This window comes from Paenibacillus sp. NPDC058898, from assembly GCF_049316025.1.
Lineage (GTDB): Bacteria > Bacillota > Bacilli > Paenibacillales > Paenibacillaceae > Paenibacillus_AQ.
Genome location: NZ_JBMOSM010000003.1, coordinates 671,255 through 689,781, shown reverse-complemented (window position 1 = coordinate 689,781; position 18,527 = coordinate 671,255). Strand labels below are relative to the sequence as shown.

Genomic DNA, 18,527 nt, shown 5'->3' with positions numbered 1-18,527 from the left:
CGTTTAAACATAAACCTCTATAATTCCATTATGATCTAAGCAACAACCGTTTAAACTTAAAACATCGACGATGCGGGGGTACATTAGACCATTGAAAAGTTAGGCTTGGCCAAAGTCACAGGGTACGGGAGAGGGAAATAATGTTAAAATAACATCAGGCGGGTAGCTTGATGTTAGGAGGTTTCATAAGATGAAGACAATATCAGTAGGAATTATAGGGACCGGATTTGGCGGTACCGTTCATGCTCCCATTCTTCAGTTGCACCCGGGTATTGAGGTGAAATCCATTGCTAGTGTCCATCGACAACGCACGGAGGACCGCGCGTGGAATGGAATTCCGTATTACAGGAATTGGCGTGACATGCTGGAGAGTGAGCCGTTGGATTTGGTATCGATCGTATCGGCACCCGTACATCATTATGAAATGACGATGCTCGCCTTGCAGTCCGGCCACCATGTCCTGACAGAGAAACCTCTGGGCATGAATACGGAGCAAACGTTACAAATGCTGAGAGAGTCGGAACGGCTGGACCGACATGCTTTCGTTAATTTTCAATGGAGATGGACGCCGATTCGGCAACAAATAAAACAGATGCTGCAAGATAAAAAGCTGGGAGATATTCAGCATATCAAATATACAGGGAGCTTCTCCGGATACTCTGTACTGGCTAATTCTTACCGGGGATGGGAAGCCCGCCGCGAGGATGGCGGTGGATTCCTGTTTGCGATCGGTTCGCATATGATAGATTCACTCCTATGGTGGATGGACGAAGAGATTACGGAAGTGTACGGTGACCTGAGAACCCAGATCCCTGCCTATAAGGGAGATGCAGGGCTTGAGTTCAGGGACGCTGAGGATGCCTTTACCTTTTCGGGTCGTTTTAAGGGTGGAACCTCTGTCCTTGCGGATGTGTTTTTCCCGGGAATTCGCGGAGTCGGTTGGACGCTAGAGATCTACGGAACGAAGGGGACGCTGAGGATGCGAGATGACCATACCCTCGAATGCAGCTTTGGCGGGGCATTTGAATCTATCGATATTGAGACGTTCCAACCACCTGCTGATCTGGAGGCACCAGCGGCACACTATTATAACGGCTTTTATCAGATGATAGATGGGATATACCACAGTATAACTGCAAACCAATCAACGTTGAACATGCCGTATTTCGTGGATGGCCACAGGGTACAAGCTGTTCTGGATGCAATTCGTCTGTCGTCCGAGACGCACAGCCGAATCAGCGTTGATTATGGATCCATGATTCGGCATGGATAAGAGGAAAGTCAAAGGAGGGGCAAAGGCATGATTCCGAGGCGTTTACAGGTAGGGATGTGGGATCACTTTACGGAAGAACGATGGGATGAGCTTGCTGACCAGCATATCAGCGGGATGGAAATATGCAGCTTTCCGAATCGGGAGGCATTATTGCAGGTCAGCGATTATTGCTGCAGCCAGCGGATCGCTTTCGGTGTGCATGCCCCGATTCTCGGCGACGCTGGATTTCGATTACCTCAAGTTAATGCCCCAGAGTCCGGGGACTTTCAGGAAGCACTAGAACAAATCTCGTCCGAAGTTCAGTTAGCATCCAGTATGGGCGCAGATTATATGCTGTTCCATTATCCATTTTATCCGGTCTTCCAGGAGCCCTTTACCCCATATCCGAGACTTCCCGATCCTGCACATCGTTATAGTTACAACCAATTGAGCAAAACAAAATTCCGGGAAATTTCCAAGCGGTTATTTGAGTTCCTCTGTGAGCTGCAGCTCCGTTATGGGCAGCGCATTGTGCTGGAGCATGATTTTTTTGGTGATTACGAGGATGTGTTTGTGGATAGCTTTCACGCTTATCCTGAAATCGGGTTTGTGCTGGACACGGCCAGGCTTGATATTACCCGCAGGGCCTTTCACGGGTTTGATCCGTATCATTTTCTTGATCGGATGGCATCCCAGGTTTATTTGGTCCATTACAGTAACGTATTTTATGATGAGGACAAGTTCACGCATCATCTGCCTGTCCTGCCGGAGCAGGATCATGATGTGAATTATGGAGATGCCTACGCCTATTTGCGGTATCTTGCAGAACGCAATTCACGGTTTCATGTAACATTTGAACACAAAGCCAGTCTCATCACTCAACAGCAGCTGCATCAGATATATAGTCGGACGGTGTTGACGCTGGAAGAGCAGGGAGGGCACGTACTAATTCGATCGTAAATCGGATAGATATAAAGAGTGGGCTAGAGCTTACAGACTCAATTGGCGACAATACAGGGTACGGCGTTTGAACTGAACATCAGGTGGGGAGGAGCCCTCTATGATACAGAGCTTGATCGTTGTGTTTGTCCTGACGATGATTATTCATACGGCGGAAACCTTATCATACTCTGCAAGATATGCCGGGGTGAAGCTAAACAAGATTGCTGTTGCCTTATCGTTGACGGGGATCATTGTGCTGGTTTCCCGAACATCCAACTTAGTTCAAGCCCCGCTGACGGCCAAGTTTGTTGATTATGCGAAGGTGGATCCTTCGTTTGACGTGCTTTCCTATTTCAGGGCGATTTTGTTAGCGGCCTCGATCGGAACGATTGTCGCAATCGCGTTGTTTCCCACCTTCGTCAATCTGTTCAGCAGAGTCATCAGCAAGCTGGAGGTCGCCGGATCGATTCCGAAGCTGGTATCCAGTGTGACCATTGGACAGCTCAAGAATACAAGGCATTACATAAGAAAGCCCAATTTGAAATGGAGTCAGTTTCGTTACTTAGGAATACCTAAACGGTTTATTATGCTGAATATTGTGGTCACCGCTTTTTACACAGTAGGTGTCCTGTCATCTCTGTACGCAGCACATCTCGTTCCTCAGTACAGCACCACGGCATCCCAAGCATCCGGACTGATCAACGGAATTGCAACGATTATTTTAACGATATTTATCGATCCCCAGCTTGGTTTGATTACCGACAAGGCGACTCGGAACGAGGAAGCGAGGGACCAGCTTGGCAAAGTATATACGATGCTGATGGTTTCAAGGTTTTTTGGGACCATGCTGGCACAGCTGGTGATCATTCCGGCCGCTTATGTGATCAGTGAGATTGTGAAGTGGATATAAGGACTATGGTTGTGGTTAGAAAGTCAGAGGAGAGAGGAAGAATTGTAATGACTCGTAAACGTGTAGTTATGGAATCCGTGCTGTTTGCTGCAGCGATATACATAGGCTATTTTGTATTTATGATCCTGCAAGGCCTGGTGCTAACACAGAGACATGTGCGGGATCTGGATTTGACCAAGCAATATGAACGGGCGGAATCCCTCCAGGCTCAGGTAGCTTTTGGAATGATCGAGCGGAATAGCGAATGGCTTACCGTGGCTGCAATTGGAGGCTTTATTGTATTGGGCAGCTTATATGGATGTGTTCGATGGATGTTGGCAAAACGAAGACCGCAACCCTAATATTGGATTTTCTAGAGAGCATAAACCCTGTCATGGATTTCCGTCCAAAGCCAGGGTTATTTGTTTTGAAAAAGAAAAATCTAAAGATGATTGGGTCACCCAATTACCCGGTGTATGTCTTCAATCAGGCAATAAATATCTCCATAACGATGATGTAAGCGCTATTTTTATGCTTGACAGCCTTTTACGATGCGTTTATGCTAAACATGCGGTTAATTGGATCACCCAATTATCGTTTGCGCAAGTAGGGATAGAGAGGGTAGTCATATGACCATTAAGAAGATTAAATATCATCGGGTGTATGAGGATGTTATCGAACAGATCAAGAATCTGATTCTGGAAGGAAATCTGGCTCCGGGTGATGTTCTTCCGACTGAACGGGAGCTGGCCCAATCGTTTGGCATTAGCCGCGGGACATTGCGGGAAGCATTCCGCATTCTGGAGCGCGAAGGACTGATTGAAGCCAGACCCGGCGGCGGGCGCTTCCTGAGTAAGGCACTGGATGTTGCCGAGGATCGAAGCCGCATACTGGACAATATTGAACGTGCGACTATCATTGAGTTGTTAGAGGCGCGTGAATTGTTCGAGACAGGAATCGTGGAGCTAGCGGCCAAGCGGGCAACCGATGAGGATATCGCCGAGATTGAGGCAGCCTTCGCGACGTGGGGGGAGATTGATCAGAATGCGGAGGATCGTTCGAAGCCGGATCAGGCGTTTCACCTGTCAATTGCTAAAGCCACGCATAACGTGGTCCTCGTCAATATGATTGAATTGCATATGGATTTGCTTCAGCGGACGCTGAGCAAAACAGCCCAGATTCCGGGTCGCAAGAGCGAGGTCTACGAAGAACATTTACTTATTTTGCAAGCTATTAAGGAACGCGATCCGGTAAAAGCAAAGCTGGCTTTGCTGAACCATCTCAGCCGGGTTAAAGAAAACATACAGAAAAACTACATTCATGTTTAAGAGGGGAGAAACATACCCCTTTTAGCACAAATTGGATAATCCAATTATCCAATGGTCATGGGTGAATATTTTGGTAAAGAGGGACTGCAGATGAATACAGACATTCGAATTCTATCCCCCTGCGGCATGCTGGGATATGGATTTCCTGAACAATCCTTCATGAACGGACTGAAGTTCGAGCTGCACGGCATCGTTGTTGATGCAGGCTCAACGGACGGGGGACCGCATAAGTTGGGTGCCGGCGTATCGATCGTCAGCAAGCGGGCGGTTAAGAAAGACCTGGATATTATGCTCACGAACGGTTTGCCCCGTAAAATTCCGATCATCATCGGCTCGGCCGGCGGCTCGGGCGCACGGACCCATGTGAAATGGACACTCAACATCATTGATGAAATTTTGGATGAGCGGGGACTTCAGGCCAAGGTGTCCGTCATATGGGCCGACTTCACCCGGGAGGAAATCCATCAGGCGAAGGAAGAAGGGCGGATTAAGGCATTAAGTCCGAATATTCCGCCACTCACCCGTGAGTTGATTGACTCCACCAACAGCATCGTTGCCCAGATGGGACATGAACCTATTGTGGAAGCGCTTCAACAGGGCGTGGACATCATCGTCTGCGGCAGGGCGTATGATCCTTCGCCTTTCGCGGCGATCGGGATCTACCACGGCAAGGACCCGGGGCTATCCTATCATCTGGGCAAAATATTGGAATGCGGCGCATTGTGCGCGGAACCGGGAACAACCAAAGACAGCATTCTTGGCACGATCAGCGACGATTCGTTTACCGTTCAGTCGCTTAACCCGGACCGGACGTGCAGCCCGACCAGCGTTGCGGCACATACCTTTTATGAGAAGGAACATCCTTATATTCTGCATGGTCCCGGATTTACACTCGACTTGGAGAATTGCCGCTTCGAGGAAGAGGAGAAAGGCGTCGTGCGCGTAATCGGCAGCCGGTTCCTTCCGGCAGAGAAATATTTCATTAAGCTGGAAGGCGCTAGGCGCGTCGCTTATCGGACCTTCGTGGTGGCGGGGATCCGGGATCCGATCCTGATCGGGAAGCTGGAAGAGGTTGAGGAATATGTTCGCAATCAGGCACGGGAATATTACCGGGAAATTCCGGAATCGGATTATCAGATTCAATTTTACAACTACGGCAAGAACGGTGTACTCGGAAGCAAGGAGCCTGAGTCGTTCGTCGGACACGAGGTCGGCGTTATGTTCGAAGTGGTGGCCAAGACGCAGGAGTTAGCGAACAGCATCTGCGCCACGGTGCGTTCCACCTTCCTGCATTATGGATACGAAGGCCGTAAATCAACGGCAGGCAATCTGGCTTTTCCCTTCGCGCCAAGCGATATCGAGTTCGGTCCTGTCTATGAATTCTCCGTCTACCATCTGATGGAAATGAACAATAACGCTTTTCGGATAGAGCATCGATAAGGAGGATCAAACCATGACTCAACTCGGCGATTTGGCGAAGGTGCTGCGAAGCAAAAACTCAGGCCCCTTCGAAATTACTTTAGACGTGTTGTTTGATTCCAAAGAGCAATATGACAAAGTGAAACAGTCCGGCATCATTACAAAACGGACGATATGTGAGCTGTATCAGATACGGGAGGAGCAGATTCATCACCTGGTATTTTTCGACCAGGCGCTGGGTTTCAAAATCACGATGTCGCGGGATATATCGTCCGGCAGTGTCGGCGACCGCGACGTGTACGGAGCCCAGCAGCATGCTCCCCTCATGAAATTATCCATTGAACATCTGGAGGAGGGGTAAGCCATGAAGGTGTTGAGACGCTTAAGGCAGGATTGGGTACTATACGCGATGCTGTCGCTGCCTCTGCTCTACTTTTTTATCTTTCACATCATTCCGCTATACGGCATGAAGCTTGCCTTTCAGGATTACCGGATTCTGGGGGATCATGTGTGGGTCGGGTGGAAGCACTTTAAGACGCTATTCAGTTCGCCCGCCTTCACAAGCGTACTGCAGAATACCATCATTATCAGTTTGATGAAAATCGTATTTGTATTCCCGATTCCAATCATGTTATCACTGCTTATTAATGAAGTTCGAAGCTCGAAATACCGCAAATACGTGCAATCCGTGGTTTATTTGCCGCATTTTCTATCCTGGGTCGTTATTGCCGGGATCTGGATCAGCCTCTTGAATCCTGCCGAAGGCGGAGTCAATCTGATTGCGAATTTCTTTCAACTGCCATCCATTGATTACATGACCAGCAAAGAGCATATTCGTTGGGTGCTTGTATTTTCCGAAATCTGGCGAAGCGCCGGCTGGGACTCCATCATCTATCTGGCAGCCATCATGAAGATCAGCCCAGGATTGTATGAAGCAGCCAAGATTGACGGGGCGAGCCGCCTGCAGCAGATGAGGTTCATTACGCTTCCTCATTTATACAGCACAGTTGTAACCGTCTTCATTCTGAATCTGGGCTTCTTCATGAATGCTGGTTTCGATCAAGTGTTTAACTTTATGAACGATTCCATCATTAGTAGGGTGGATATTTTGGACACGTATGTGTACCGAATCGGTATCGGGAACGGACAATTTGCTTATGCAACCGCAGCGAGTCTGTTCAAGGGCGTTATCGGTATCATCCTCATCCTGGGCACGCATTTCATCTCGAAGCGCTTCTCGGGCAAGGGCGTCTGGTAAAGGAGGGATTTACGATGAGACGACTGGAAGTTTCGAAAATCGTTATTTATCTTATGTTGTTTGTGTTTACGCTCATGGTATTGGTTCCTCTCCTGAATCTGCTGGCGCTATCCTTAACCGATCCCGGCAAAGCCCATTTGATGGGCGGACTGGACATTTTTCCGAAGGGATTCTCAACGATCAATTACCAACTGTTATTGTCCAATCCCTTGATTACGGGCAGTATTCTGAATTCGGTATGGATTACCGTAGCGGGTACATTCCTGAATCTGCTGCTGACCTCCATGGCAGCGTACGTGCTGGCCAGAACCGAGTTTATCGGTAAAAAAGTTGTGTTGTTCTTTCTGATCGTCATTATGGTGTTCGAGCCGGGCATGATTCCCGAATACCTGCTGGTAAAGGATCTCGGACTGATGAATACGCTAACATCACTGATCCTGTACAAAGCGGTCAACGTGTACTATCTCTTTATTCTAATGCGGTTCATTCAGGACATTCCGGAGGAGATTCTGGAGGCTTCCCGAATCGACGGCGCAGGTCATTTTCGCTTATATAGTCAGATCATACTGCCGCTGTCCAAACCGGGGCTGGCGACATTGGGTTTGTTCTACGGGGTATATCACTGGAACGAATATTTCAGAGCCACGCTCTACATTTCGGATCCAACCAAATGGCCGCTGCAGGTTGTACTCAGACAATTTGTTGTCCGCAAGGATAATACGTCCTTGATCGGCAACCAAAACATGTTCGACAGCTCGATCAACTTTGATTTTGCTTCCCTGCAGGCAGGTACGATCATGATTGCGATTGTACCGCTGTTATTCCTATATCCGTTCATTCTGAAATATTACGCGAAAGGCGAACTGGAGGGCGGAGTGAAGGATTAAGCGGGAAGCGAAGGCAGCTAACTTATAAGGCATGAATGTTCAAATTCAAAAAAGGGGAGAAAGATGAACATGAAAAAATTAAGCCTGTTATTAATCGTTGCCATGCTGGTTATGGTCATGTCGGCATGTACATCGAAGTCAAACACGCCGGGAGCAGGTCAAACTGAACCCGGAACCGCCCAGTCTGACGGGACCGGGGATCCGGTTACGCTGAAGATCGTGTACAAGGATGAAGGAACGGCAAACCCCGTTTCGGTTAAATTCTTCGAGACATTGGAGAAATCCCTGGCTGAAGACGAAGGCTTGAACGTGAAATTCGAGCTTGTGGATCTGGCACAAGGCAGTTATGCCGAGAACCTGAATCTGCTGCTGCTGGGCGGAACCATTCCGGATATCATCTATTTCCAGGGCGGTGACCAGCAAATTGCCGATCAAGGTCTGTTGGAAGATCTGACACCTTATATTGAAAATTCAACCTACATCAAAAATATCATGGAGCCGCACAACAAGACCCGGATGGCAAGTTATCCGTATCTGCTGTGGATCAAACCGCTCGCACCTAAAACACCGGTCATCCGGGCGGATTGGTTTAATGCCATGGAGAGCTCCAAGGCCTTGATGGAGAACCCAAGTGTCGACAATTATTATGCCTTCTTCAAGGAACTGGTGGAGAAGAAGCCGGGTGAAGGTAAGCCGAGCTACGCGCTGACGGCAGCAGGCGATATTGCCGAGATCAACTTTATTTTCAATACGGCTTTCGGTTTGGATACGACTTGGCTCAAGAAGGAAGACGGAACTTATGAGTATTCCAAGGTTTCTCAGAAAGAAAAGGAAAAGCTGACGTTCTACAATAAGCTCTACAAGGAAGGGCTGCTGGACCCGCAATTCATTACAAAGCAATGGGATACCAAGGAGGACGCCTTCTATAAAGGGGAAGCTGCCGTTATCACGGGTACAGCCGGTAAAATCATCGATTTGTATGATGGAAGAATGCAGGAACTGGGCGGAGATGACGCCAATCTGATCGTCCTGCCGCCGGCCAAGGGCGAAGCGCAGGGCTTCGGGGCAACCGACGTGACGAAGGAATCCAGAGGGCTTGCGATCTCTTCGCAGTCACCGCATAAAGACGTAGCGTTCAAGGTCTTTGATTACCTTGCAAGTCCGAAGGGGCAAATGCTGGACCGCCTCGGTTTCGAAGACGAGCATTATAAGGTCGTTGACGGCGAGATCGAGCTGAACGAGAAATACTACAGCGAATGGTATGCGCGTTTCTGGGAGCCGACCGAGATCAAGTCCGAAACGCCTTTGAAAACGCCGCTATTGGGTGAGCCTGGAACCGAATCGTTGAAAATGGCTACCGAATTCTACACGGAAGACAACAATTTCATCATTCCTGAGCAATTCATTGCGAATTGGGATGCAATGAACAATCTGTACAAGGAATACTCGACGGACTTTATTACGGGCAAGAAAGACTTGTCCCAATTCGACCAATTCGTTGAAGCCTGGAATGCTGCAGGTGGTGCAGAAATTACGAAATATGCCAACGAAAACATCAAGTAAGGAGCCTATGACTATGACTTCGTTTCGTGACCGGGTGAGGGGCGTGGTGATATCCACCGCGCTCGGAGACGCAATGGGAGCTCCAATCGAGAAATTGACGTACGAGGAGATCAAGTCCAAATACGGACGCGTGGAATCTCTTATGACAAGATGGCATAAGATGGATCTGCCCGCCGACGTCCGGCTTGGACGGGTAAGGGGCGACGGGATTGTCACGGATGATACGCTGATGACCATTGCGCTCATGAATGTTTATCTTACTGAAGGCCGGCATCTGGATGCCTATGATATGGGCAATGAATTCGTGAAGGAAATTGCGTTCCGCAAGACGTTTGTCCCGGAGCTGAATGAGGAGACGTTGATCATTGACCGGTTGTTCTATCCGGAAAAATACATCTTCATGCGTCATGTGTTGGCCAATTGCGATCCGAGAGAAGGGGGCATCGGGAATATGGTGAACTGCGGGGCGGCGATGTACATCGCCCCGATCGGGATCGTCAATGCCGGTAATCCCAAGGCGGCCTATGATGAGGCCATCCTGTTTGCGATGGGTCATCAGAGCAGCTACGGTCTGGAAGCCGCAGGCGTTCTGGCTGCTTGTGTGGCGAAGGCCTTTGAGCCGGGGGTGAGTGTGGACGATATTGTCCGCACCGCGATCAGCCTGGCAAAAGACGGAACGAAAGCAGCCATTGTGGAGATGACGCAAGCCGCGCGCGATCTGCGGCAGGAGCGGGATGACATGGACAAAGTGATCGAGGTATTGCAAGCGATCATGCTTAAATATTCGCCGATGGGCGATGACGTGAGCCGCCATATCGACAAGGTCGGCATCCCGAGCAACCATTATACGCCAAGCCGCCTATGGTCGATTGAAGAGCTGCCGATGGCACTAGCGTTTATCGTTCTCAACGACGGCGATTACTATCGTTCGATTCTGGACGGGGTTAACTCCGGGCGTGACACAGACTCGATCGGCGTTATGGCCGGGGTCATCCTGGGCGCCATGTATGGTTGTGAGGTTATCCGCGAGGAAGATATCGAACAGCTGAATAAGGTGAATCGCTTGGACCTGTGCGCCATCGCGGACAGGTTCAGCGGCATTGCCGCGCAGATCATTGAGGATGATCTGCGCATCAATGAATCTCGGAAGAATATTGTGAGTCCATAGTTTTTCACAAGCTATTGCAGCTTAGCGGATGTAGAGGAATGGTTGATACAGGAGGGAGAGCAAATGATACCTAAACATTATGTAGAGACGGTATATGCAGGATTCATCGGTATGAACATTGGCATCAGACTCGGTGCCCCCATCGAACCGGTTGCTTGGACTTACGAACGCATTCGGGATGTGTACGGCGATATCCGGGATTACGTGAAGCCGTACAAAACCTTTGCCGCGGACGATGACGCAAACGGTCCGGTTTTCTTTATTCGCGCGCTGTATGACGATGCGACGGACCGCGAGCTTGAGCCTGAGGATGTGGGCAAGGCATGGCTCAACTACGCAAGGGAAGGGATCGGCATGTTTTGGTGGGGCGGCGAGGATATCAGTACGGAGCACCGTGCTTATGTTAATCTGCGCAAAGGCATTTCAGCCCCCCGCTCCGGTTCGATTGAGGTCAACGGCACGGAGATGGCGGAGCAGATCGGCGGCCAGATCTTCATCGATTCCTGGGGCCTGCTGTTCCCGGGTCAGGCGGAGAAAGCGGCGGATTATGCGGAAAAAGCCGCCAGTGTTTCGCACGACGGCAACGGGCTGTACGGCGCCCGCTTCATGGCTGCTTGCATAGCCAAAGCCTTTGACGCTTCATCCATGGATGAGATTATTGCGGAAGGACTTCGCATGATTCCGGATGACTCCACCTATGCGCGCGTGGTCCATGCGGTGATGGACTTCCACCGGGAGCATCCATCGGATTTCCGCGCTTGCCGTCAATATTTGGAGGATCACTGGGGATACGATAAGTATACTGGCGTATGCCACATTATCCCGAATGCGGGCGTGTGCGTGCTTGCCCTTCTGTATGGCGAGGGGGATTTTGCGCGCACGGTCGAGATCGCATCGATGTGTGGCTGGGACACCGATTGCAACGCCGGAAACGTGGGCACGATCCTTGGCGTTTACGGCGGCCTGGATGGGATTCCGGATCATTATCGCAAGCCGATCAATGACTTCATCGTGGCTTCCAGTGTATCCGGTTATTTGAATCTAGTGGATTTCCCGACATTTGCCAAAGAGCTTGCATTGCTTGGCTATCGCCTCAATGGAGAGAAGGCCCCCGAAGCGTTGGTGTCGCGGGTGAAGCAAGGCGAGGTGTATTTCGATTTCGACCTGCCGGGGTCCACGCACGGCTTTCGGACAAGCAATTCGTTCAAGACGCCTGTCTTGCGCCATTCAACCAAGAATACGTATGATAGCAGAGGATCCTTGGAAGTGGTCTTTGACCGATTGGTAGAAGGCGACAGCAGCAAAATCTACTATAAACCGTTCTATCGCCGGGCGGAGTTTAACGATGAGAAGTATAAGCCGACCTTTGCGCCGCTGGCCTATAGCGGACAAACCGTATCCGCCCACATTTATGTGGATCAGTGGGAAGGCGAACCGGTTACCTTGACTCCGTATGTGCGAAATACTTATACGCAGGAGGAAGTGCGTTTGACAACGTATACTCCAGCGTGCGGAGAGTGGAACGCGGTTGAATTCGTCATTCCGGATACCGAAGGCGCCATGATTGATGAAATCGGCTGGATACTCGAGAGCCCGTCGCCGCTCTTGAACCGCGCTATCGGTAGTTTGTTCGTCGGGCAATTCCGCATCACGGGAGCGGCGGATTATTCGATCGATTTTGCCAAGCAGGCCAAAGAGTTCGCTTCTGTCACTCCATTCTCGCATCATCGAGGAAACTGGGAGCTGCGTGAGGGAGCCCTGCATTGTTTCTCTGAAGGGGATACCTCGTCTTATTCCGGCAATTATTATGCCGGAGATATGGAGATTGAGGCGACCATCAAACCGATATCCGGCACCAGCCATTGTGTTATTGCAAGGGCGCAAGGCGTCATGCGTCATTATCTGGCCGGCTTCGACGGCCCGAACGCCGTATCGTTTATCAAACAGGATTTCGGAATCAAGCGTTTGATCACGGCAAAATACGATTGGGCATTGGGTAACGAATACCGCCTGAAGCTGGTGTCCGAGAGGGACAGGTTCATCTTGTATATTAATGGAGAGAATGTGCTGGAATGCAAGGAAACCGCCTATGCTCACGGCATGTTCGGTTTTGGTTGTCTGGAGGATGGCGAGAACGAGATCAAGGAAGTTCGCGTCCGTACATTCGAGCCGAAGCCGGTTTAACAGAAGGGAGCGGGTTAACTTTGCGCAAGCTGGTTGTCATTGGCAGCATTAATATGGACGTTGTAAGTAATGTAGCGCAGTTCCCCCAGCCGGGGGAAACGATTCACAGCAGGGACGCACAGTTTTTTCCCGGAGGCAAAGGGGCAAATCAAGCTGTGGCCGCAGCCTTGGCAGGTGCCGATTGCAGCATGGTCGGCGCCGTGGGCCTGGATCCTTTTGGAAGCACCTTGGTTGCTTCCTTGGAGGAGCGCGGCGTTGGCGTCTCGTCCGTTCTCGCTAAGGCAGGCACATCCGGAATCGCGATCATCACGGTCAACGAGGCGGGCGAGAATTATATCGTGTTGTCGGAAGGAGCCAATGGGCGGTTGACCGAAGAAGATGTTGCGACTGAGGTGAAGTGGGATGGAGTATATGCTGTACTGCTGCAAAATGAAATTCCATGGCAGACGACGCAGTATGTTATCCAATCGGCCAACAAGGCAGGCGTTCGCGTCTGGTTGAATCCGGCGCCTGCGCGAAAGATCCCTCATAACGTGTTGCCGCTGATCGATACATTGATTGTGAACGAGACGGAAGCCGAAGTGGTAAGCGGCCTGAAGGTGGAGGACACTGCTTCAGCGGATGCGGCTGCAGCGTCGATTATCGGCAGAGGCACCTCCAACGTGATCATCACCCTTGGCGAGCAAGGCTGCTTCTATGGGAATGCACAAGGTGATCGTTTCACCGTTCCGGCTTTCCGCGTCAGACCCGTGGATACCACGGCGGCAGGAGATACCTTCATCGGTGCTTATGCGGCAGCTTGCACGGAGGGGCTGGAAACGGAAGAAGCGCTTCAGTTTGCAACTGCAGCGGCTGCATTGACGGTGACCCGGCCAGGCGCACAAGCCTCCATACCGTCCAAGGAAGAGATTGTGGCTTTTATAAATAAGTAATTCGTTGCACAAGCGGGAGGGCGTCTTCGTTGCCTTCTCGCTTTTGTTATCTTACCCACTCGTTTTTCTAATGTGCGACGGAGGCGTACCATGAGGGCGATCCACCATCTATTCCGGATCTGATGAGGTTGCAATGGTTGTGAGCGATGGTATGTGAGATCTAAATGGAGCTGCCCGACATGTTCTGCTGAACCCTTTCATATAAGTAAGAGTGATAATAATGAATCTATGAAATGGGGTATCTGACTAATGGCAAAACAAAAAAGAGGCAAATCCTTGTGGAACCTACCAACTCGCGCGCGCGGTACATGTCCGGTGTGCAAGAGTACCCGAACGAAATTGTTGTATCCCCGAACCAAATCGGACGGGACTGCCCTGAAAGTGTGCAAGCGCTGCGACGGCGCTTCGCAGGAGCGGGTGGACGCGGCTGTGTAGCTAGCACCACTGGACTTGATTGTTCGGTAGTGAGATTATTTCGTGCATGGCTGTCCGAAATCCGGCTTATAAGCTCTCTCACATGAGCATACCGAAGTCAATCTGGCTCAAGTTGAAGCAGTTATGGCGCATGCATGCTCAGATTTCTGTCCAACATGCAGCTCGGGTATCACCCGCTGCGTCCCATAATCCCTGCTCTCTCTTGCCGTTCAGGGATTATCTGGAATATAATAGTTATATCTATGAGTGTGCATAGACCGTTTCCTTCTCTTCGTGAAGCGGTCTATGCTTTTTTACACGAATACAGGATTGTAGGGTACGCTCTTATTCAAGTTGCAGCTAACTAATATAAGAACATGTGGCAGCTGAATGGTAAGAGGGCTGAGAAGAATTTAGGTCATTGGCGGTGGATGGTATGTTAGAGAAACGGTTAAAGGAGTACATAAGCCAGCATCAGCAATTGATGACGGATTTGGACATCGTTCGTGACTTAGGGCTGCCGCAATGCTATATTGCTGCAGGCTACATCCGAAATTATGTGTGGGACTTGCTTCATGGGTTAGAAGGGACGGATCGGCATACGGATATCGATGTGGTGTATTTCGATCCGGAAGATGTGTCTGAAGCGCGGGATATTCGATTGGAAGAGCTTCTAAGAACAACCACGGGGAACCCGAAATGGTCGGTCAAGAATCAGGCCAGAATGCATGTGAAGAATGGAGATGAACCCTATCACTCAACCTATGATGCGTTAGCTCATTGGACGGAGACGGCTACCGCGGTCGGGGCAAGGCTGAACGCCGAAGGAGAGCTTGAGCTCTGCTGTCCTTACGGACTGGAGGATTTATTTGCGCTTCGGGTTCGCAGATGCCCTAACTTTCATAAGCGACGCTATTATTTGGAGCGGGTAGGAAAGAAGCAATGGAAGGATCAGTGGCCGCAGCTAACGATAAGCGAAGATTAGAAAAAGGTATCCTAGCAGGAGTTGCAGTGAGCAAGGAAATGGTCTTTGTTCGTATGGAATTTATAGAGTGACCTTATAACGGCCAAAACAAGGGGATATAGCATGGACATATTCAACCGCGCACGTGAAAAGGAAATATCGTATCACGAGACATTGTACGAAGAAGCCGTACTGTTTCAACCTGGGAGCTGGTTAGCCAAGCCCGTTCAGACGGTCCTGGATCATTTGGAATTATTGCCGTTTCATGAGGTGCGGGTACTGGATCTAGGCTGTGGCGTCGGGCGTAACAGCATCCCGGTTGCGCGGCGGATCCAAGCGGTTAACGGGAAGGTCATCTGCGTGGATCTGCTGCCATCGGCAGTTGACAAGCTGCGGCAGTATGCCGAATTGCATGGCGTAAGCTCAAATCTTGAGGCACTTGTGGCAGACGTAGAACACTATGAAATTACCGAGGATACTTATCATTACGTCATCGCATGCTCATGTCTGGAGCATATGAGCTCCGAGGAAGCCTTAGTATCCAAGATCAAACAGATGCAGGCTGGAACCGTGGAGCAGGGCGTACATTGCATATTGATGAGCACCGAGGTAAAGGAAATCGATCAGGAAACGGGTTTGGAGGAGGCAGGCTTAATCGAGTTGAATCTATCCGCCGACAAAGCTTTTTCCATCCTTGATGAGCTGTATTCGGAATGGGAGATCTTAACGAGGCGGCAGGTGCAGCAGGATATTCAGGAAGTGAAGGATGGGAGAGACGTACTTTTCCGAAGTCAATGGATTACCTTCACTGCAAGAAAAGGAGGTTGTTGACCGTGGTGAAACATACGCATCTCGGTGTTTATGGAATACTGATTCAGCATGATCATATCCTGTTGATCCAGAAAGCGAGAGGACCGCACAAGGGGAAGTGGGATTTACCGGGCGGCTCCATTGAGTTCGGAGAAGAGCCGGAGCATACGCTGCAGCGCGAATTTTTAGAGGAAACCGGGCTTTCTCCGATTAAGGGGAGCATTCGGACGGCTGTATCTTACACGATCGTATATCTGTATGAGGCGAATCAGATGGAAGAGCTGCATCACATCGGTATCATGTATGATGTCGAGCTGTTGGATCTTCAAGCTGTTATCAAAAAGGACGGTGACGGCCAAGACTCATTAGGGGCCAAATGGATTCCCTTGGAGTCATTGGGGGTGTTACCGTTAACACCGTTTGTAGAGATGATGATGGAGCCCGTATTAAAGGGTGAGGCTCATAAAGAAGCAGAGGTCGAAGGATGACGACTATCTATTTTGTAAGACATGCGGAATCTCCTTTTATCGATGGGAAGGAAAGGTCGCGGGGATTGTCCGCGGAGGGCTCCCTCGCTGCGGTTCGAGTCAAGGAATTGCTCCTGGGTGAAGGGATTGACGTTATTACTTCAAGCCCTTATCAGCGAGCCAGGGACACGGTCCAACCATTGGCAGATGCTTTAGGACTCCCGATTGCGGAGCAAGAGGACTTAAGAGAACGGAAAGTCGGGGATTTTCAGGGGCATTCCTTCCTCGATGCCAAAAAGATACTGTTTCAGGATCCAACCACGTCCTTTCCCGGAGGGGAATCCAGCAAAGCCGCACAAAGCCGAGCAGTCCAGGTGCTAGAGGGAATCTTGAATACGCATATAGGAAAGCGTGTCGTGATTGGCACGCACGGCGACATTATGACACTTATGCTGCACCATTATGATCAACGGTTCGATTATCATTTCTGGCAAGGAATGACGTTGCCTGATATATATCGAGTCGAATTTGCAGAAGGGCGGCTTGTGAATATCGCGCGGTTATGGAGCGAGTCATAATGCAGGTGTACTTGACATGATACAAAGGAGAGCTGTCCCATATGAAGGGTCTGCTCACACGGACGGTTCGTCAGATTAAAAAAATGTGTCCAATGAAGAAATGGCTGTGCCCAGGATGGTATCCTTGCACAGCCATTTTTTGCATTTTCGGTTCGTTTCTTCTTCGAAAGCAGTAGACATGATGTATGGAGGCCTGTACCCTACTTAAAATTTGAAAATGTTGATCGTTTTTTGCAGCCGGAAGACGGCATTATTCATCGCTTCTGCTTCCTCGGCCATCTTCTGGATCGATGAGATGCCCTCATTCATGGATGCCGACACCTGCTCCGTGCCTGCGGCGGATTGCTGCGTAATCGCCGATATATTCTGAATTGCGGAAGAAATGCTCTTCGCACTTTCCAGCATGGATTCGCTCTCCTTGGAGAAAGCGGCGATCTGTTCCGAAATATACTGCACACTGTTTACAATCTCCATGAACACCAGCTCAGCTTCACGGATCATTTCGGTTTGCTGCCTGACGACCTCTTCATTAATTTTTATGTTCTGAGTTGCATGTTTGACGTCCGATTCGATGCTCCGTACGAGATTGAATACTTCTCTAGTCGATGATGTGGATTCCTCAGCCAATTTACGCACCTCTTGGGCGACAACGGCAAAGCCAGCGCCATGCTCGCCTGCCCTTGCCGCTTCAATGGATGCGTTCAAGGATAACAAGTTGGTCTGATCGGCAAGTTCCGAGATCGTCTCCGTGATCTGCGTAATTCCCCTGGCGCTCTTAGCCAGCGCATCAATGGATTCCGAGACCTTGGCTGTTGCGTCAATATTACGCTGCATCCCTGCAGACTGCTTGGCAACGGAGTCCCTTCCTTGCTCAACCAGTCCCAGCGTTTCGATCGAACGGGTATTCATTTCCTGGGTTGAATGCGTATAATTGCTGACCTTCTCTTCGATCTCACCGATGGAATGTGTCATTTCGGCTACGTCTTCCGATATTTCGTTCGCGCCGACGGCCAGCTCATTGGAAGATAAGGAGACTTGATTCATCACTTGAATGAGCTCCTGGTTTTTAATCGAGATGTTGGAGCTTGACGACATGACCTGGCGGGTGATATCCGAGGTTTCCTGCAATATTTTTCGAAGCTTGTCCACCATGCTGTTGAACGTTCGGCTGAGATCGTTCATGCCCCCAACCTCTTCTACCTGGAAGGTGAAGTCGCCTTTGGCGATTTTGGCGGAAACGCTAGAGATCTCCGCAAAGGAATTGGTAAGCGTTTTCTCAATAAGACGAGAAAGAGGAAAAGTAAAACCGGTTAGTGCCACAACGATGACCACGCCAATGATTGCTTTACCCATTAGAATAAATGCAAGCAGCATTGGAACCGCAAACAAAGCGGCAATGAGAAAACAGGCTGCGGTAATTTTTCGCGAGATAGGGAGTCTGTTGAACCATGCCATAAGAATGAGTCCTCCTC

Annotated in this window: 19 protein-coding genes; 18 read left to right on the top strand and 1 reads right to left on the bottom strand. The window is 49.9% G+C overall.

The genetic code is table 11. The features are described from left to right. The first annotated feature begins 190 nt into the window (after positions 1-190). The 18 genes from ACOZB4_RS11610 to ACOZB4_RS11525 all read left to right on the top strand — a co-directional run bounded on the left by ACOZB4_RS11610 (position 191) and on the right by ACOZB4_RS11525 (position 17,055). Positions 191-1,273 carry a Gfo/Idh/MocA family protein gene (locus tag ACOZB4_RS11610; RefSeq protein ID WP_379414930.1) on the top strand — a complete coding sequence of 361 codons (1,083 nt, stop codon included), beginning with the start codon at positions 191-193 and terminating at the stop codon, positions 1,271-1,273. 27 nt (positions 1,274-1,300) lie between these two features. After that, entirely contained in the window at positions 1,301-2,212 is a 912-nt protein-coding gene (locus ACOZB4_RS11605) for a sugar phosphate isomerase/epimerase (RefSeq protein ID WP_379414932.1), read from the top strand. Positions 2,213-2,312: 100 nt separating this feature from the next. Further along, positions 2,313-3,104 carry a lipid II flippase Amj family protein gene (locus tag ACOZB4_RS11600; RefSeq protein ID WP_076325093.1) on the top strand — a complete coding sequence of 264 codons (792 nt, stop codon included), beginning with the start codon at positions 2,313-2,315 and terminating at the stop codon, positions 3,102-3,104. 47 nt (positions 3,105-3,151) lie between these two features. Next, positions 3,152-3,445, top strand: coding sequence for a hypothetical protein (locus tag ACOZB4_RS11595; RefSeq protein ID WP_379414936.1), 294 nt, complete (start codon positions 3,152-3,154; stop codon positions 3,443-3,445). Positions 3,446-3,712: 267 nt separating this feature from the next. Then, entirely contained in the window at positions 3,713-4,411 is a 699-nt protein-coding gene (locus tag ACOZB4_RS11590) for a FadR/GntR family transcriptional regulator (RefSeq protein WP_076325091.1), read from the top strand. Positions 4,412-4,501: 90 nt separating this feature from the next. Then, on the top strand, positions 4,502-5,851 hold the full coding sequence (locus ACOZB4_RS11585) for an acyclic terpene utilization AtuA family protein (RefSeq protein WP_379414941.1): 1,350 nt from the start codon (positions 4,502-4,504) through the stop codon (positions 5,849-5,851). 13 nt (positions 5,852-5,864) lie between these two features. Next, a complete protein-coding gene (locus ACOZB4_RS11580) occupies positions 5,865-6,191 on the top strand; it encodes a DUF4387 domain-containing protein (RefSeq protein ID WP_083659789.1) in 327 nt (108 codons plus the stop codon). 3 nt (positions 6,192-6,194) lie between these two features. Beyond that, the gene (locus ACOZB4_RS11575) at positions 6,195-7,088 is read left to right on the top strand and encodes an ABC transporter permease (RefSeq protein WP_379414944.1); all 894 of its coding nucleotides are present in this window, start codon (positions 6,195-6,197) and stop codon (positions 7,086-7,088) included. A 14-nt stretch (positions 7,089-7,102) separates the two neighbouring features. Continuing rightward, positions 7,103-7,975, top strand: a complete 873-nt coding sequence (locus ACOZB4_RS11570) for a carbohydrate ABC transporter permease (RefSeq protein WP_215160247.1) — start codon at positions 7,103-7,105, stop codon at positions 7,973-7,975. A 69-nt stretch (positions 7,976-8,044) separates the two neighbouring features. Continuing rightward, positions 8,045-9,538 carry an extracellular solute-binding protein gene (locus ACOZB4_RS11565; RefSeq protein WP_379414948.1) on the top strand — a complete coding sequence of 498 codons (1,494 nt, stop codon included), beginning with the start codon at positions 8,045-8,047 and terminating at the stop codon, positions 9,536-9,538. Between the two features lie 13 nt (positions 9,539-9,551). Beyond that, positions 9,552-10,706 (top strand): ADP-ribosylglycohydrolase family protein, encoded by a 1,155-nt coding sequence (locus ACOZB4_RS11560; protein ID WP_379414950.1) that lies wholly within the window; start codon positions 9,552-9,554, stop codon positions 10,704-10,706. Between the two features lie 63 nt (positions 10,707-10,769). Further along, positions 10,770-12,890 (top strand): ADP-ribosylglycohydrolase family protein, encoded by a 2,121-nt coding sequence (locus ACOZB4_RS11555; RefSeq protein WP_379414952.1) that lies wholly within the window; start codon positions 10,770-10,772, stop codon positions 12,888-12,890. A 20-nt stretch (positions 12,891-12,910) separates the two neighbouring features. Further along, complete coding sequence (gene rbsK, locus ACOZB4_RS11550) at positions 12,911-13,822, top strand: ribokinase (protein ID WP_379414954.1); 912 nt, start codon at positions 12,911-12,913, stop codon at positions 13,820-13,822. 249 nt (positions 13,823-14,071) lie between these two features. Beyond that, entirely contained in the window at positions 14,072-14,257 is a 186-nt protein-coding gene (locus ACOZB4_RS11545; RefSeq protein WP_074961828.1) for a hypothetical protein, read from the top strand. A 415-nt stretch (positions 14,258-14,672) separates the two neighbouring features. Continuing rightward, complete coding sequence (locus tag ACOZB4_RS11540) at positions 14,673-15,221, top strand: nucleotidyltransferase family protein (RefSeq protein WP_339266354.1); 549 nt, start codon at positions 14,673-14,675, stop codon at positions 15,219-15,221. A 102-nt stretch (positions 15,222-15,323) separates the two neighbouring features. Further along, entirely contained in the window at positions 15,324-16,031 is a 708-nt protein-coding gene (locus tag ACOZB4_RS11535; RefSeq protein WP_379414958.1) for a class I SAM-dependent methyltransferase, read from the top strand. A gap of 2 nt (positions 16,032-16,033) precedes the next feature. Then, entirely contained in the window at positions 16,034-16,498 is a 465-nt protein-coding gene (locus tag ACOZB4_RS11530; RefSeq protein WP_379414960.1) for an NUDIX hydrolase, read from the top strand. Further along, positions 16,495-17,055 carry a histidine phosphatase family protein gene (locus ACOZB4_RS11525; RefSeq protein WP_379414963.1) on the top strand — a complete coding sequence of 187 codons (561 nt, stop codon included), beginning with the start codon at positions 16,495-16,497 and terminating at the stop codon, positions 17,053-17,055. The genes ACOZB4_RS11530 and ACOZB4_RS11525 overlap by 4 nt, the downstream gene beginning before the upstream one ends. Positions 17,056-17,259: 204 nt before the next feature. Here ACOZB4_RS11525 and ACOZB4_RS11520 read toward each other — a convergent pair whose 3' ends face one another. Beyond that, a complete protein-coding gene (locus tag ACOZB4_RS11520) occupies positions 17,260-18,510 on the bottom strand; it encodes a methyl-accepting chemotaxis protein (RefSeq protein WP_422759539.1) in 1,251 nt (416 codons plus the stop codon). Between the last annotated feature and the right edge of the window lie 17 nt (positions 18,511-18,527).

Bases quoted from the DNA above. Each gene is read 5' to 3' on its own strand.
- ACOZB4_RS11610 (WP_379414930.1), top strand. From the start codon at position 191: ATGAAGACAATATCAGTAGGAATTATAGGGACCGGATTTGGCGGTACC.
- ACOZB4_RS11605 (WP_379414932.1), top strand. From the start codon at position 1,301: ATGATTCCGAGGCGTTTACAGGTAGGGATGTGGGATCACTTTACGGAA.
- ACOZB4_RS11600 (WP_076325093.1), top strand. From the start codon at position 2,313: ATGATACAGAGCTTGATCGTTGTGTTTGTCCTGACGATGATTATTCAT.
- ACOZB4_RS11595 (WP_379414936.1), top strand. From the start codon at position 3,152: ATGACTCGTAAACGTGTAGTTATGGAATCCGTGCTGTTTGCTGCAGCG.
- ACOZB4_RS11590 (WP_076325091.1), top strand. From the start codon at position 3,713: ATGACCATTAAGAAGATTAAATATCATCGGGTGTATGAGGATGTTATC.
- ACOZB4_RS11585 (WP_379414941.1), top strand. From the start codon at position 4,502: ATGAATACAGACATTCGAATTCTATCCCCCTGCGGCATGCTGGGATAT.
- ACOZB4_RS11580 (WP_083659789.1), top strand. From the start codon at position 5,865: ATGACTCAACTCGGCGATTTGGCGAAGGTGCTGCGAAGCAAAAACTCA.
- ACOZB4_RS11575 (WP_379414944.1), top strand. From the start codon at position 6,195: ATGAAGGTGTTGAGACGCTTAAGGCAGGATTGGGTACTATACGCGATG.
- ACOZB4_RS11570 (WP_215160247.1), top strand. From the start codon at position 7,103: ATGAGACGACTGGAAGTTTCGAAAATCGTTATTTATCTTATGTTGTTT.
- ACOZB4_RS11565 (WP_379414948.1), top strand. From the start codon at position 8,045: ATGAAAAAATTAAGCCTGTTATTAATCGTTGCCATGCTGGTTATGGTC.
- ACOZB4_RS11560 (WP_379414950.1), top strand. From the start codon at position 9,552: ATGACTTCGTTTCGTGACCGGGTGAGGGGCGTGGTGATATCCACCGCG.
- ACOZB4_RS11555 (WP_379414952.1), top strand. From the start codon at position 10,770: ATGATACCTAAACATTATGTAGAGACGGTATATGCAGGATTCATCGGT.
- ACOZB4_RS11545 (WP_074961828.1), top strand. From the start codon at position 14,072: ATGGCAAAACAAAAAAGAGGCAAATCCTTGTGGAACCTACCAACTCGC.
- ACOZB4_RS11540 (WP_339266354.1), top strand. From the start codon at position 14,673: ATGTTAGAGAAACGGTTAAAGGAGTACATAAGCCAGCATCAGCAATTG.
- ACOZB4_RS11535 (WP_379414958.1), top strand. From the start codon at position 15,324: ATGGACATATTCAACCGCGCACGTGAAAAGGAAATATCGTATCACGAG.
- ACOZB4_RS11525 (WP_379414963.1), top strand. From the start codon at position 16,495: ATGACGACTATCTATTTTGTAAGACATGCGGAATCTCCTTTTATCGAT.
- ACOZB4_RS11520 (WP_422759539.1), bottom strand. From the start codon at position 18,510: ATGGCATGGTTCAACAGACTCCCTATCTCGCGAAAAATTACCGCAGCC.